This is a genomic window from Roseovarius sp. SCSIO 43702 (assembly GCF_019599045.1).
GTDB lineage: Bacteria > Pseudomonadota > Alphaproteobacteria > Rhodobacterales > Rhodobacteraceae > Roseovarius.
Window position 1 is genome coordinate 1189606 of the sequence record NZ_CP080623.1, and the last position, 13925, is coordinate 1203530.

Here is a 13925-nt window from a genome sequence, read left to right on the forward strand (position 1 = left end):
GGCGGCGCACGGGGATGTGATCGGGGCGGGGTTGCCCGCGCCCCGGGCTTCGGTCATCTCTTCGCACGATGTCGAAAGTCGCGCATATCGTCACGCTGGCCGTCATCCTGGCCCTACTGTCGCTGGTCACGGCGCCGGGACGCGTCGGGACCGCCAAGGCGGAACCGCAGGCATCGGTCCTGATCGGTCCCTCGGCGAAGGCCGGTGCGGCGTGCAAGGGCGCGCTGCGGGCCGGGGCGGTCTGCGGCGTCGATCACGCGCTTCTCTTCGCAGGAACCGGATCCCCGACGGTGCGAGCGTCCTCGGGACGGCTTCGTCCGCCGCAATGGGTCGCGCGGCGCGATCTTCCGCGCGCGCCTCCGCCGGAGCCGCCGCGCGGGGTCTGACCGTCACGCGACGCGATGCGTCGCATCCCGGACAGACCTTGCGAAGGATTACAGACCATGTTGACGAGAAGACGCTTTGTCGCCCTCGGGGCGGCGGCGGGCCTTGGCGCCTGCACCAGGCCATCCGTGGCCACGGAACCCCGCCAAATCCTTACGACGCCGCGCTACCCGCCCAGCCCGCACTTCTATGGCGCGATCACCGACGAGCCCTACCCGGTGCCCGCCGTGCCGGACGGAACGCTTGCGCCCGAGCATTGGCGTAGAGAGGTCGCGAACCCCTGGCCCGATCGCGCGCCGGGCACGATCATCGTCGATCCGAGCTCCGGCGAGCTCCATTTCCTCGACGATGCCGAGACGGCCACGCGCTATGCCGTGAGCGTTGGGGCGGCGGGGCGCGACTGGGAAGGCACGGCGCGGCTTCAGTTCTGCCGCCGCTGGCCGCGCTGGAAGGTGCCCGAGCAGATGATCGCCCGCCAGCCCGAGCTTGCGCCCTATTCGGTCGCGAATGGCGGGATGGACCCCGGCCCGGGCAACCCGATGGGTGCGCGGGCGCTCTACCTGTTCGAGAACGGCGTCGATACGCTCTATCGCATCCACGGAAGCGCATCGCCGCGCGAGTTGGGGCGGGCGGTGTCCTCGGGCTGTATCCGGATGCTGGACCAGGACGTGATCCACCTGCACGCGAAGGCGGTGCATGGCGCGGACGTGACGGTTCTGCCGTCGATGCGGCCCGAGCGGTTCGAGACGATCTACTGACCGGCTGGCACGGGGCGGGCGCGCGGCGCGTGCTCGCCCTCGGGCAGGCGCTTGGTCCCTCAGTTCCCGATGCAGTAGGTCGTGCCTCGGTATAGCGTCGGTGCATGGGGCGGGCAGGGGCCGGTCCGTTTGACCACAAGCCTGACCGGCACGGTGGCGCGTCCGAGCAGCCTGTCGGCGCAGGAATTGATCCACGCGGCCTCGGCCGCGCTGACCCGGCGGGTGGGGAGGGCGCGCATGACCGTGGGGCCGCCCCAGGGCGTCGCGACATAGACGGCCTTGATCTTCGGCCAGCCGGCCTTGCCCAGGCGGGCGTGGCAGTCGACGATGGCGCGGTGCTGTTCCGGGGCCGGGACGCCGTCGGCGGCGAGCGGTGCCGCGAAAAGCGGGACCAGGCAGATTGCCGACAGGACTTGTCGTGCAAGAGACATGAGTATTTCCTCCTGACGTGAGAAAATTATCCGATTACAGGTATTGCTCGAAACCGGTTCGTCAAATGCCTGGACGAGAGAAGGCCTGCATCCCGAACCGCCTGCGGGCCTTCCCGGTGGTGGCGGAGGCGGACCCGCGGGGGGTTGGCGAATCCGGTGCAGCGTTTATGGTCGGAGCCAAAGCCAGATAATAAACAGGGAGAGAAAGAAATGCGCATCATGTTGAAAAGCGCCGCCGTAGCGGCATTGGCGGTCGGGTTCGCGGGCGAAGCGCTGGCGACGGAGTGGAACGTGTCTCTCTGGGGGAAGCGCCGGGCTTTCACCGAGCATGTCGAAAAGCTGGCGGAACTGGTGAGCGAGAAGACCAATGGCGACTTCACGCTCAACATCAGCTACGGCGGTCTCAGCAAGAACAAGGAGAACCTCGACGGGATTTCCATCGGCGCCTTCGAGATGGCGCAGTTCTGCGCGGGCTATCACCGGGACAAGAACCCGACGATCACCGTTCTGGAACTTCCGTTTCTCGGGGTCGAGACGCTCGAGCAGGAGCGCGAGTTGAGCCAGGCGCTTTATGAGCACGAGGCGGTCAAGGAAGACCTGGCGCGGTGGAACGCGACGCTTCTGATGCCCTCGCCCATGCCGCAATACAACCTCGTGGGCCTTGGCGATGCGCCGCAGAGCCTCGACGATTTCGAAGGTCTGAGCGTGCGCGCCACCGGCGGGATCGGCAGCGCGATGGAAGCGGTCGGCGCGGTGCCCACGTCGATGAGCGCCACGGAAGTGCGCCAGTCGCTCGACAGCGGGGTCATCAAGGCCGCGGCCTTCGCGCCGCATGCGCATATGTCCTTCGGCACGATCGAGAACGCGAACTGGTGGACCACGAACCTCAACCCGGGCACGGTGAATTGCCCGGTCGTCGTCAACACCGATGCGCTCAACGACCTGAGCGAGGAGCATCGCGAGGCGCTCCTGGGTTCGGTGGACGAGGCGCTCGACTATTATGTCGAGAATTACCTCAACAACACGATGGAGAAGTGGGGCCCGGCACTTGAGGAGCGGGGGATCGAGAAGATCAGCTTCTCGGAGGAAGAGCTTGCCAAGTTCGAAGAGTCGGTCGCGGGACCGGCGGCACAGGCCTGGATCGAGGACATGAACGCCCGCGGGCTGCCGGGGCAGGAGCTCTACGATTTCGCGACGAGCAAGCTCGAGGAACTGAAGAGCCAGTGAGGCGTGGCTGGCCCCGGATGGGTCCGGGGGCCGGTTTCCTGGGAAAGCCGAGGTCCCGGGTCGAGCCCGGGACGGGTGATGCGAGGTCACCGCGCCACGGCCCTGATCCGGGGCCTTCCCCATCCACATGAGCAGCCAGACAGGGAGAGACGATGGCCGGTGGTGCCGCGATCCATGCAGATGACGGCATCCTGAGCCGTCTGGACCGCGCGCTGGTGCGGCTCGAACGGCTGCTGGCGCTTCTGAGCGGGATCGCGGTCTTTGCGCTCATGCTGCTCGCGGTCGTGTCGGTGGCGGGGCGGAATTTCTTCAACCAGCCCTTGCCGGGCTATGTCGACTGGATCGAGCAGGCAATGCCGCTCATCGCCTTCATGGGCATTTCGTGGGTGCAGCGCGAGGGCGGGCATATCCGCATGGACCTTCTGGTGGGCAAGCTGAGCGGTCGGGCGCTGTGGCTCGTGGAGCTTCTCACGACGCTTGTCATCCTGGGCCTGATGGTGCTGCTGGTCTGGGGAAGCTGGGCGCATTTCGAGCGGTCCTTCGACTGGAACGCGCCGTTGTGGAGCCGGGACAGCAGCATGGACATCGCGCTTCCGCTCTGGCCCGCGAAGCTCCTCGCGCCGGTGGCGTTCGGGGTGCTTTGCGTGCGGCTGGTCCTGCAGGCGGTGACCTATGCGACAGCGCTTGTCACCGGGGCCGAGCGACCGGCCGGTGTGCCGATGGTCGTGGATGCCGCGACGCAGGCTGCCGAGGAAGCGCGGCACGTCTCGGGACGGGACGAATGACGAGGGGCGGCGCGCATGGAGCCGATTGACATCGGGCTGATCGTCACGGGCGGCCTTCTGGTCATGGTCATCCTGGGAATGCGCGTGGCCTTTGCCGCCGCCGCTTGCGGGCTGATCGGGCTTGTCTGGATCTTCTGGTCGAAGAAGGGCTATGCCGGTGACGAGTTCGGCTGGGCGCTGACCGTGGCGGTGAAGACCGCGGGGCAGGTGCCGCATTCGAAGGTGAGCGCGCAGGCGCTGAGCCTCATTCCGACCTTCATCCTGATCGGATACCTCGCCTATTTCGCGGGCCTGACGCGCGCGCTTTTCGACGCGGCGAAGAAGTGGATCGCCTGGGTGCCCGGCGGGCTTGCCGTCTCGACGGTGTTCGCGACCGCCGGTTTCGCCGCCGTTTCGGGGGCGAGCGTGGCCACGTCGGCCGTTTTCGCGCGGATCGCCATCCCCGAGATGCTCAAGATCGGGTATGACAAGCGGTTCGCGGCGGGTGTGGTGGCGGCGGGCGGAACCTTGGCCTCGCTCATCCCGCCTTCAGCGATCCTTGTCATCTACGCGATCATCGTCGAGCAGGACGTGGGCAAGCTCCTGCTCGCGGGATTCATCCCCGGTGCCTTCTCGGCCATCATCTACGGGCTTCTGATCATCGGGCTCGCGCTGACCATCAAGGGGTTCGGCCCGCCGGTGAGCGGCTTCACCTGGCGCGAGCGGTTCGTGGCCCTGCCGCCCGCGCTGCCGATCCTGTTCGTGGTCGTGACGATCATCTTCTTCGTCTACAACCCCTTCGGCGGCGATGCCTGGGGCACGCCGACCGAAGGCGGGGCGATCGGGGCCTTTGTCGTCTTTCTGATGGCACTGTGGCGCGGCATGCGCTGGGCCGAGCTGAAGGACGCGCTTCTGGAGACCGCGAAGCTTTCGGTCATGATCTTCACGATCATCTGGGGCGTGCTGATCTACGTGCGGTTCCTCGGCTTCGCGGACCTGCCGGGGGCTTTCGCGGACTGGATCACGTCGCTGACGGTCTCGCCGATGCTGATCCTCGTGTGCATCCTCCTGGCATATGCGATCCTCGGCATGTTCATGGACGCGATCGGGATGCTGCTGCTGACACTGCCGGTGGTGTACCCGGCGGTCATGGCGCTCAACGGGGGCGAGTTCGTGAGCGCGGCGGACAGCACCTTCGGCATGTCGGGCCCAATGTGCGCGATCTGGTTCGGGATCCTCGTGGTCAAGATGGCCGAGTTCTGCCTCATCACGCCGCCCATCGGGCTCAACTGTTTCGTGGTGGCGGGAGTGCGGCCGGACCTGAGCGTGCAGGACGTGTTCCGGGGTGTCATGCCCTTCTTCATCGCCGATGCGATCACCATCGGGCTGCTGGTGGCATTTCCCTATATCGTGCTGTGGCTGCCCTCGCTCACCTGCGCGGATGTGAGCCAATGCATTTTGTGACGCGCGGGCATGGGCCCGGCGGCTCGCCCGTCTGGGTTGCGTCGGGTTGACACGCGGCGGGTTTGCTCGTCGGTATGACCGCAGGAGAGCGGGCCGAAGATTGCCACGAATCGATTTGCTCTTTACCGTTTGGTCAAATTCGAAGATCAATCAACCAACTGGGACGGGATGACAGCCATGACAGACAGAAAGCCATTGACCGCGCGCATGACGCGCCGGACCGTTTTGCTGAGCGGGGCCGCTGCCGCGGCCTTTGCCGCGCTGGGTGCGATGCCCTCGCGCCTCGTGGCGCAGGAGCCGATCACCGTTGCCGCGATCTACACCGTGCCGGTCGAGCAGCAATGGGTGAGCCGCATCCACCAGGCCGCGCTGGCCGCCGAGGAAGCGGGGCAGATTTCCTATGACTACAGCGAGAGCGTTTCGAACACCGACTACGCCCGCGTGATGCGCGAATATGCCGAGAGCGGCGTCGACATGATCATCGGCGAGATGTTCGCGGTGGAGCAGGAAGCGCGCGAGGTGATCGCGGAATATCCCGACACGGCCTTCCTGATGGGATCCTCATTTCCGGCGGACGAGAGTTATCCCAACCTCGGCGTGTTCGACAACTACATCCAGGACGCCTCCTACCTGACCGGGATCATCGCGGGCGCGATGAGCGAGAGCGGCAATATCGGGATGGTCGGCGGCTTCCCCATTCCCGAGGTGAACCGCCTGATGCATGCCTTCATGGCCGGTGTCCGCGAGGTGAAGCCCGACGCGGTCTTCCAGGTGAGCTTCATCGGGTCGTGGTTCGATCCGCCCAAGGCCAAGGAAACGGCGTTTGCCATGATCGAGAACGGCGCGGACGTGCTTTATGCCGAGCGGTTCGGTGTTTCGGATGCCGCGCAGGAGAAGGGCATCCTGGCCATCGGCAACGTGATCGACACGCAGTCGGAATATCCCGATACGGTCGTCGCCTCGGCCATCTGGCACTTCGAGCCGACGCTTCAGGCGGCGCTCGAGAAATACCGCGCGGGCGAGTTCAAGGCCGAGAATTACGGCGTCTATTCCTTCATGAAGGAAGGCGGCGCGTCGCTGGCCCCGCTGGGCACGTTCGAGGGCAAGGTTCCCGAGGACGCGATGGCCCTCGTGCGCGAGCGCGAGGCAGCCATCAAGGCCGGTGAGTTCACCGTGGAGATCAACGACGAAGAGCCGACATCGACGCGATGACAGACCAACCCGAGGCGCAGGACACCGTCCTGCGCCTGTCCGGCATCACCAAGCGGTTCGGCACGCTCACGGCGAATGACGCGATCAGCTTCGATCTGAACCGCGGTGAGGTGATCGCCCTATTGGGCGAGAACGGGGCCGGCAAGACGACCCTCATGAACATCCTCTTCGGCCACTACACTGCCGACGAGGGCACGGTCGAGGTCTTCGGCCGGACGCTGCCACCCGGGGCGCCGGGGGCGGCGCTGGAGGCGGGTGTGGGCATGGTGCACCAGCATTTCACGCTGGCCGACAACATGAGCGTGCTCGACAACATTCTTTTGGGAACCGAGCCGTTGTGGCGGCTGGGGCTGGGCCGGGGGGCCGCGCGGCGCAAGGTCGAGCGGCTTGCCGAGGATTTCGGGCTGAGGGTCGACCCGGATGCCAAGGTGGCGACGCTTTCGGTGGGCGAAAGGCAGAGGGTGGAGATCCTCAAGGCGCTTTACCGTGATGCGCGCATCCTCATCCTCGACGAACCGACCGCCGTTCTCACTCCGCAGGAGACGGACGCGCTTTTCGAGACGCTGCGCACGGCGGTGGCGCAGGGGCTTTCGATCATCTTCATTTCGCACAAGCTGCACGAGGTGATGGCGATTTCGAGCCGGGTGCTGGTGCTGAGGCACGGCAAGCTGGTCGGCGAGGTGGAGACCGGCAGGACGGATCGTCACAAGCTGGCCGAGATGATGGTCGGCGCCGAGATCAAGAAGATCGAGCCGCGCGCCGCGACGCCGGGGGAGGTGCTTCTGAGCCTCGAGCGGGTGAGCACGGCGCCGCAGGGCAACAGGCCCGGCCTGAAGGCGGTCGATCTCGACCTGCGGCGGGGGCAGATCACCGGGCTGGCGGGCGTGAGCGGCAATGGGCAGGGGGCGCTGGCCGATCTGCTGTCGGGGCTTGACGTGCCGACCGACGGCGAGATGCGCCTTGGGGGCGAGGCGGTGCGCGACTGGTCCCCGCGCGCGGCGGTGGCGCGCGGCATCGGGCGCATCCCCGAGGACCGGCACCGGACGGGCACGATCGCGGATTTCTCGCTGACCGAGAACGCGGTGCTGGAGGGCTACGCGAAACCGCCCTTCTCGCGGCGCGGCTGGATGGACTGGCGCCGGGCGCGGGATCTGACCGAGGAGATGATCGGGAAATACGACGTGCGCTGTCCGGGGCCGGACACACGAATCCGCCTGCTCTCGGGGGGCAATATGCAGAAGCTGATCCTTGGCCGCGTCTTCGAGGCGGGACCGGAGATCATCCTTGCCAACCAGCCGGTGCGTGGTCTCGATATCGGCGCGGTGACATATGTGCAGGAGCAACTGATCGCCGCGCGGGATGCCGGTGCGGCGGTGCTTCTCATCTCGGAGGATCTTGACGAAGTGCTGGCCTTATCGGACGTGATCCACGTCATGTCGGAAGGGCGGCTTTCGCCGGAATTCGCACGCGGGACGATGACGCCCGCGGAACTGGGAGGCTGGATGGCGGGACAGGGGTTCGAACATGCGGCTTGAGCCGGTGGCCAATCCGACGCTGGCGCGGTCGCTGGGGTTTCCCGCCGGCGCGCTGGCACTGACGGTGGTGATCGCGTCGGGGCTGGCGCTTCTCGCGGGGGCCAACCCGTTCGAGACGCTGGGTCTCATCCTCAAGGGGGCGGCGGGATCGAAATTCGCGCTGCTCGAGACGCTCAATCGCGCGACGCCGCTCATCTTCACCGGGCTCGCCGTCGCGGTCGCGTTCCGCGCGAAGCTGTGGAATATCGGGGCGGAGGCGCAATTCTATGCAGGCGCGCTTGTGGCTGTCCTGCTGGGCACGGGCGCGCTCGGTTTCCTGCCCTGGTACCTGCTGATCCCGCTGATGGCGCTTGCCGCGATGCTGGCGGGTGCGCTGCTGCTTCTGGGCCCGGTCATGCTCAAGGTTCGGCTCGGGGTGGACGAGGTGGTGACGACGCTCCTTCTCAACTTCATCATGCTGCTTTTCGTCTCGATGTTGCTCGAGGGGCCACTCAAGGATCCGATGGGCATGGGCTGGCCCAAGTCGGAGCCGCTCGATCCTGCGGCGCGGCTGCCGCGACTCGTGGACGGGTTGCGCTTGCACTGGGGGTTCGGCGTCGCGCTCATCTCGGCGGCGGTCATCTGGGTCATCCAGGCGCGCACGACATTGGGCTACGAGATCCGCGCGGTCGGTCTCAACCCCCAGGCGGCGCGGTTCGCGGGCATCCCGGTGGGCGCCGTCCTCGTCAAGACGGCGCTTCTTTCGGGCGGGCTCGCGGCGCTCGCGGGGTGGTCCGAAGTGGCGGGACTCAAGGGCAACCTGACGCTCGATATCAGTCCGGGCTTCGGCTACACGGGCATCATCGTGGCGATGCTGGCGCTCCTGCATCCGGGCGCTGTGGTCATCTCGGCCATTTTCGTCGCGGGCATCTTCGTGGGCGCCGACAGCATGAGCCGCGCGGCGGCGGTGCCCACCTATATCGCGGACATCCTGCTTGCGACCGCGCTCCTGCTGATGGTGCTGGCGATCCTGCTCACGCGGTTCCGCGTGGTGAGGGGGTAGGCATGGACCAGATCATCGACATTCTCCTTTCGGCGAGCTTTTGGGCCGCGGCGGTGCGCATCGCCTCGCCGCTCATCTTCGCGACCCTGGGCGAGTTGATCTGCGAGCGGGCGGGCATCCTGAACCTCGGAATCGAAGGGATCATGGTGCTGGGCGCCTTCGCGGGGTGGATGGCGGTCTATTCCGGGGCGGGGCTCTGGACCGGGGTGGCGGTGGCGATGGGGGCGGGGATGCTTTTCGGCCTGCTGCACGCGACGCTGACGGTGCCCTTCGGCCTATCGCAGCACGTGGTGGGTCTTGGCATCACCCTGCTGGCGACATCGGTGACGTATTTCGCCTATCGTCTCGCGCTGCCCGAGGTGACGAGCCCGCCGCGGATCGAGCCGTTCCAGCCGCTCGAGATCCCGTTGCTGTCGGAGATCCCGCTGATCGGTCCGGCGCTTTTCGCGCAGACGCCGCTGACCTATCTCGCGTTCATCCTCGCGGCGGTGGTCTGGATCGTGCTCTATCGCTCGCCGCTCGGCCTCGCGCTGCGGGCGGTGGGCGAGAACCCCGGCGCGGTCGAGGCGCAGGGGCTTTCGGTGACGGCGCTCAGGATGGGGGCAGTGATCGTCGGGTCGGGCCTGATGGCGGTGGGTGGCGCGTTCCTGACGATGTCGGCCTTTTCGAGCTTCTTCTTCGAGATGGTGAACGGGCGCGGCTGGATCTGCATCGCGCTGGTGGTCTTCGGCGCGTGGAAGCCGGGGAAGGCGGTGCTGGGTGCACTCCTTTTCGCCGCGTTCGACGCGTTGCAGGTCAGGTTGCAGCAGACCGGGCTGGGCGCGGAAATTCCCTACCAGGTGTTCCTGATGATCCCCTACGTGTTGTCGATCCTGGCGCTGGTCCTGATGTCACGGCGGGCCGAGGTGCCGGCGGCGCTCATGACGCCCTACAATCGCGGAGACCGGTGATGGCGGAGTTCGACCTTCTGGTGACGGGCGGCACGCTGCCCGATGGGCGGGTGACGGATATCGGCGTGTCGGGAAACCGGATCGCGGCGCTGGGAGATCTGGCCGGTGCAGAGGCCGGACGCCGGATCGACGCGGAGGGCGACCTGGTCTCGCCCCCCTTCGTGGACCCGCATTTCCACCTCGACGCGACGCTGAGCTATGGCCTGCCGCGTGTCAATGCGAGCGGGACGCTCCTTGAAGGGATCGCGCTCTGGGGCGAGTTGAAGGAGGTCACGACGCAGGACGAGATGGTCGCGCGTGCGCTCGATTACTGCGACTGGGCGGTGAGCATGGGCCTTCTGGCCATTCGCAGCCATGTCGACACCTGCGACGACAGCCTCAAGGGCGTGGAGGCGATGCTGCATGTGCGCGAGGTGGTGAAACCCTATCTCGACCTGCAACTGGTGGCTTTTCCGCAGGATGGTTTCCTGCGCGATCCGACCGCGCGCGAGAACACGATCCGTGCGCTCGACATGGGGGTGGACGTGGTGGGCGGCATCCCGCATTTCGAGCGCACGATGGCCGATGGTGCGGCATCGGTGCGCGAGTTGTGCAAGATCGCGGCGGAGCGGGGTCTCATGGTCGACATGCATTGCGATGAGAGCGACGACCCGATGAGCCGCCATATCGAGACCCTGACCGCCGAGACTCAGCGCTTGGGGCTTCACGGCCGGGTCAATGGTTCGCACCTCACCTCGATGCATTCGATGGACAATTATTACGTCTCGAAGCTCTTGCCGCTGATGGCGGAGGCAGAGGTTTCGGCGGTGCCCAACCCGCTCATCAACATCATGATCCAGGGGCGGCACGACACGTTCCCGAAGCGTCGGGGCATGACCCGTGTGAGGGAGATGCAGGCGCATGGAATCCGCGTGGGCTGGGGCCAGGATTGCGTGCGCGATCCGTGGTATCCGCTCGGCACCGCCGACATGCTCGACGTGGCCTTCATGGGGCTGCATGTGGCACAGATGTCGTCGCCCGAGGAGATGCGGCGGTGTTTCGACATGGTGACGATCGAGAATGCCGCGATCCTGCATCTGGAGGATTACGGGTTGCACGAGGGCGCGCAGGCCTCGTTCGTGGTGCTCGACGCGGGCGATCCGATAGAGGCGCTTCGGCTCAGGCCGGACAGGCTGTGCGTCGTGTCGAAGGGCAAGGTCGTCTCGGAGAAGGCTCGAAACGACGCGCGGCTCAGCATTGCGGGGCGGCCCGGGCGCGTGAGGCGGCGGCACGCGGTCTGACCCGGCGCGCGGATCGCGCCGGGACGCGCGGCGGCCGGCCTACCTCGACCGCCAAGTGTCGCGCCAGCGTTTGAAGCGCGAGCGCCGGTCGACATAGGCGTCCCCCGCCGCATCCCAGCGGGCGTCGATATCATCGAGCATGGGGTCGATCCGACGTGCGCGGAAGCGGCGCCAGCGCGCCCAGATCGCCCAGACGAATGCGAAGAAGAGCGTCAGGATGATCGTGTTGACCCAGGGAAACCGCCAGTAATCGGGGCCGGGGACGGGCTTGATCGAGATGGCATTGGGAAAGATCGTCAAGAACTCGTTGCGCCAGCCGTAATGCTTGATCGAGACCCATTCGGGATCGGCCTTGGTCGAAATGGCATCGTTGGCATCGGTATAGAGATTGGCGGTGTCGAACTTGAAGTAGGGCGGCCAGTTCCAGCCCGTATCCTCGTTGCGGTAGACGATGGGCTTGCCGTTGGGACGCACGGCCTGGATGAACTGCACGTAGCGGCTGTCACGGACGCCCGAGGAGTCGTCGGGTTCGGACCAGAAGATGCGCGTCCAGTCGTCGAGGTTGATGTTTTCCTCGTAGGTGTTGACGATGCGCACCGTGTCGCGTTGCGGCAGCGTATAGTGGAAGAAGGCGGCGACGATGACCCAGAAGGTGATCCAGAACGCCCATTTCACATAGACCATGACGACCCTTTCAGTGGAAATTGGTCAGATAGATGATGATCCCGACAAGGCAGATGGGGATGATGTAGACCCCGAGGATCAGCTTGCGACGCACCGAGCCGTCGTATTCCTTGAGCCCCTTCTCGATGAACGCGTCGTAATCCCCTTCGTGGCCGCCTTCCTCCCATTCTCGCTTGAGCTTGCCACGGCGCACGGAGCGGGACCAGAGCGACAGGATCACGTAGATGATCGTGAGCACCACGAAACCGATGACAACGAGCCGGGCCAGTGCGAACATTCCTCTACCTCCTCACCGGGCCCCAAGGGCCCACGCGCGCGATGGTCGCCTCGGAGACGGGCGGCGGCGGGGCGGGGTCCTCCATCGGTGCGTCATGGCCGAAAAGGGCCTTGCGCGTGCCGAGCTTGTCCACCTGATACTCGTTCACGAGGAAATCGACCACATATTCCTTCTTGGTTTCCGACCACGTGCGGTAGCGGTCGTAGAAGGCCTGCTTGTGACAGATGAAGAGCTGCCGGATATCCTTGGGGGCAAGCTCGGCCAGCAGCATGTTGACGAGGTCGGCATCGGGCGTGTCGGCGGCGCGGAGCGTGTGGAAATAGGCCGGATGCTCGGAGGTGATGGCGGGCCATGGGCCGTCGTTCTCGGCCCAGTTGACGAGGGCGGCGAGCGCGTGGAACTCCTGCGGCAGGCGCTCGGCGTTCTGGCGCGCGAGGCGGCGCATGTCGATGCGGGTGAGCCCGGCGAGGTCGAGGCCGCTGTCGGCCAGCGCGTCGACCACGATGAAATCCATCTTCTGCCGCAGGATCGCGCCCGCGTCGATGCCTCGCGCCTTGACGATGGGCTCGGCCAGCGCGTTGTCTTCGAGGAAGCGCGCGATGCGGTTGCGGTCGTCGAAGCCGAGCACCTGCGCGATGGGCGCACCGTCGAAGGTGGCGGGGTCGCCGGGGGTGACGAGGGCGGGGTGCGGCACGGCCTGGAATATGTAGGCGCCGCCGAAATGGGCGGTCCAGAAATTGCGCTGTTCGAAGCTCATCTCGGCCAGCGTCACGGGATTGCGCACGATGTCGCCCGTTTCCTGGGCGAGGCCGATCATCTCGGCGATGAGCACGTCATCGAACCAGGCATCCTGCTCGTTGAGGAAGCGGTCGATCTTCTTCTCGAGCGCGCGAGCCTGACGGAGGGCGCCGCCGGTGGTGTCGGCCTCCACCGTCACGCGGCGGATGTCGAAAAGGCGGGCGGGGGTGGCCATGTCATAGACCGAGTTGGCCAGCTCGCCCGCCACCGCGTCGCGGGTGGTGAGGGCAAAGAGCGCCGCTTCGTTCGCCTCGATGAACTGCCGCAGGACGCCGCGCGAGGTGGAGAACTTGGCATTGAGCAGCGGGGCGGTCTTCTGCTGGGTGGTGAGCAGGATGAACTGCCGGTTGACGCCCGCGTGGTTGAGGTAGTCGTGATCGCCGAACTCGTGACCCACCTCGGGGGAGTAGCCGGAAATGTCGATGTAGAAATCGGTGAGGGCGGTGGTGCGGCCGGTCAGGTGCTCGAGCGCGCGGTTGTAGCGCTCCACGAGGGCGGGGGAGGCCACGTGGATGAGGTTGCCGAACATGAGGCCGGTGCGGATGAGGCGGTTCATTTAATCTTCGCGCTCCACCAGAAGGTCGCACTTCTTTTCTCGATAGGCTTCTTCAGCCGTTATCATCTGCAACTCTCTGAGCTCTTCGTAGGGAGCTTGTAGGTCAGAATCGAAAGTTTTCTCTTCTGCTTCTGCGAGAAACTGTGCCCACATGTAACCCAGCGAAAAATCAACAGTTGGACCCCGGATCAATCGTAAGCTGATTCCAATAGGCACTTCGTCAGTGTCTTCTTCGGTGAGTTTGCCTTCATTCCAAGCGGTAACGAAACCCGTTAGTTTTTGGTGTCCACTCTCAAAAAGGTACAGGCCTATTTTTTGATATTTTTCGGTTTTGGCGGCCAATGCTGCACATTCCCATTGGGCGTACGCTAACTTACCCATCTTGTTGTAATCCCCGTCTGCGTCCTGCGCTTCCGACGGCATCGCGAATGAGGCGAGCGCGAAAATAGATAGGGCAACTTTCAACTTGTGGTTCTGAAACAGTGGTAATGATCTCGTTGAGATATCATGCAAACCACTCGCCCGGCCCCCGGCCGGGCCGCGCCCTCCCTCCCCCAGGAGGG

15 protein-coding genes are annotated in these 13925 nt (G+C 65.7%); 10 read left to right on the top strand and 5 right to left on the bottom strand.

The annotated features are described in order from the left end of the window. Positions 1-68 precede the first annotated feature (68 nt). The gene (locus K1T73_RS05695) at positions 69-386 is read left to right on the top strand and encodes a hypothetical protein (protein ID WP_220603003.1); all 318 of its coding nucleotides are present in this window, start codon (positions 69-71) and stop codon (positions 384-386) included. Between the two features lie 57 nt (positions 387-443). After that, positions 444-1142, top strand: coding sequence for a L,D-transpeptidase (locus tag K1T73_RS05700; protein ID WP_220603004.1), 699 nt, complete (start codon positions 444-446; stop codon positions 1140-1142). 59 nt (positions 1143-1201) lie between these two features. Here the strand turns inward: K1T73_RS05700 and K1T73_RS05705 are convergent, their stop codons facing one another. Then, positions 1202-1573 carry a hypothetical protein gene (locus tag K1T73_RS05705; RefSeq protein WP_220603005.1) on the bottom strand — a complete coding sequence of 124 codons (372 nt, stop codon included), beginning with the start codon at positions 1571-1573 and terminating at the stop codon, positions 1202-1204. Between the two features lie 210 nt (positions 1574-1783). Here K1T73_RS05705 and K1T73_RS05710 point away from each other — a divergent pair, with 210 nt between their 5' ends. The 8 genes from K1T73_RS05710 to K1T73_RS05745 all read left to right on the top strand — a co-directional run bounded on the left by K1T73_RS05710 (position 1784) and on the right by K1T73_RS05745 (position 11047). Then, on the top strand, positions 1784-2800 hold the full coding sequence (locus K1T73_RS05710; protein WP_220603006.1) for a C4-dicarboxylate TRAP transporter substrate-binding protein: 1017 nt from the start codon (positions 1784-1786) through the stop codon (positions 2798-2800). A 152-nt stretch (positions 2801-2952) separates the two neighbouring features. After that, positions 2953-3585, top strand: coding sequence for a TRAP transporter small permease subunit (locus tag K1T73_RS05715; protein WP_220603007.1), 633 nt, complete (start codon positions 2953-2955; stop codon positions 3583-3585). 15 nt (positions 3586-3600) lie between these two features. After that, positions 3601-5028 (top strand): TRAP transporter large permease, encoded by a 1428-nt coding sequence (locus K1T73_RS05720; RefSeq protein WP_220603008.1) that lies wholly within the window; start codon positions 3601-3603, stop codon positions 5026-5028. A 177-nt stretch (positions 5029-5205) separates the two neighbouring features. Then, positions 5206-6240 (top strand): BMP family protein, encoded by a 1035-nt coding sequence (locus K1T73_RS05725; protein WP_220603009.1) that lies wholly within the window; start codon positions 5206-5208, stop codon positions 6238-6240. Continuing rightward, entirely contained in the window at positions 6237-7775 is a 1539-nt protein-coding gene (locus K1T73_RS05730) for an ABC transporter ATP-binding protein (protein ID WP_220603010.1), read from the top strand. Before K1T73_RS05725 ends, K1T73_RS05730 begins: the two co-directional genes overlap by 4 nt. Further along, positions 7765-8817, top strand: a complete 1053-nt coding sequence (locus tag K1T73_RS05735) for an ABC transporter permease (RefSeq protein ID WP_220603011.1) — start codon at positions 7765-7767, stop codon at positions 8815-8817. The genes K1T73_RS05730 and K1T73_RS05735 overlap by 11 nt, the downstream gene beginning before the upstream one ends. Positions 8818-8819: 2 nt before the next feature. Next, a complete protein-coding gene (locus K1T73_RS05740) occupies positions 8820-9767 on the top strand; it encodes an ABC transporter permease (protein ID WP_220603012.1) in 948 nt (315 codons plus the stop codon). Next, positions 9767-11047: an amidohydrolase family protein gene (locus tag K1T73_RS05745; protein WP_220603013.1), complete on the top strand. Its 1281-nt coding sequence runs from the start codon at positions 9767-9769 to the stop codon at positions 11045-11047. The genes K1T73_RS05740 and K1T73_RS05745 overlap by 1 nt, the downstream gene beginning before the upstream one ends. A 39-nt stretch (positions 11048-11086) precedes the next feature. Here K1T73_RS05745 and K1T73_RS05750 read toward each other — a convergent pair whose 3' ends face one another. From K1T73_RS05750 to K1T73_RS05765, 4 genes are read right to left on the bottom strand one after another with little or no spacing between them, the layout of a single operon-like run. After that, on the bottom strand, positions 11087-11731 hold the full coding sequence (locus K1T73_RS05750; RefSeq protein WP_220603014.1) for a DUF1523 family protein: 645 nt from the start codon (positions 11729-11731) through the stop codon (positions 11087-11089). Between the two features lie 10 nt (positions 11732-11741). After that, a complete protein-coding gene (locus tag K1T73_RS05755) occupies positions 11742-12008 on the bottom strand; it encodes a hypothetical protein (RefSeq protein ID WP_220603015.1) in 267 nt (88 codons plus the stop codon). A gap of 4 nt (positions 12009-12012) precedes the next feature. Beyond that, positions 12013-13362, bottom strand: coding sequence for a DUF6638 family protein (locus K1T73_RS05760; protein ID WP_220603016.1), 1350 nt, complete (start codon positions 13360-13362; stop codon positions 12013-12015). Beyond that, complete coding sequence (locus K1T73_RS05765; RefSeq protein WP_220603017.1) at positions 13363-13827, bottom strand: hypothetical protein; 465 nt, start codon at positions 13825-13827, stop codon at positions 13363-13365. Positions 13828-13925: the final 98 nt, after the last annotated feature.

Coding starts and splice junctions, on each gene's coding strand:
- K1T73_RS05695 (WP_220603003.1), top strand. CDS start 69: ATGTCGAAAGTCGCGCATATCGTCACGCTGGCCGTCATCCTGGCCCTA.
- K1T73_RS05700 (WP_220603004.1), top strand. CDS start 444: ATGTTGACGAGAAGACGCTTTGTCGCCCTCGGGGCGGCGGCGGGCCTT.
- K1T73_RS05705 (WP_220603005.1), bottom strand. CDS start 1,573: ATGTCTCTTGCACGACAAGTCCTGTCGGCAATCTGCCTGGTCCCGCTT.
- K1T73_RS05710 (WP_220603006.1), top strand. CDS start 1,784: ATGCGCATCATGTTGAAAAGCGCCGCCGTAGCGGCATTGGCGGTCGGG.
- K1T73_RS05715 (WP_220603007.1), top strand. CDS start 2,953: ATGGCCGGTGGTGCCGCGATCCATGCAGATGACGGCATCCTGAGCCGT.
- K1T73_RS05720 (WP_220603008.1), top strand. CDS start 3,601: ATGGAGCCGATTGACATCGGGCTGATCGTCACGGGCGGCCTTCTGGTC.
- K1T73_RS05725 (WP_220603009.1), top strand. CDS start 5,206: ATGACAGACAGAAAGCCATTGACCGCGCGCATGACGCGCCGGACCGTT.
- K1T73_RS05730 (WP_220603010.1), top strand. CDS start 6,237: ATGACAGACCAACCCGAGGCGCAGGACACCGTCCTGCGCCTGTCCGGC.
- K1T73_RS05735 (WP_220603011.1), top strand. CDS start 7,765: ATGCGGCTTGAGCCGGTGGCCAATCCGACGCTGGCGCGGTCGCTGGGG.
- K1T73_RS05740 (WP_220603012.1), top strand. CDS start 8,820: ATGGACCAGATCATCGACATTCTCCTTTCGGCGAGCTTTTGGGCCGCG.
- K1T73_RS05745 (WP_220603013.1), top strand. CDS start 9,767: ATGGCGGAGTTCGACCTTCTGGTGACGGGCGGCACGCTGCCCGATGGG.
- K1T73_RS05750 (WP_220603014.1), bottom strand. CDS start 11,731: ATGGTCTATGTGAAATGGGCGTTCTGGATCACCTTCTGGGTCATCGTC.
- K1T73_RS05755 (WP_220603015.1), bottom strand. CDS start 12,008: ATGTTCGCACTGGCCCGGCTCGTTGTCATCGGTTTCGTGGTGCTCACG.
- K1T73_RS05760 (WP_220603016.1), bottom strand. CDS start 13,362: ATGAACCGCCTCATCCGCACCGGCCTCATGTTCGGCAACCTCATCCAC.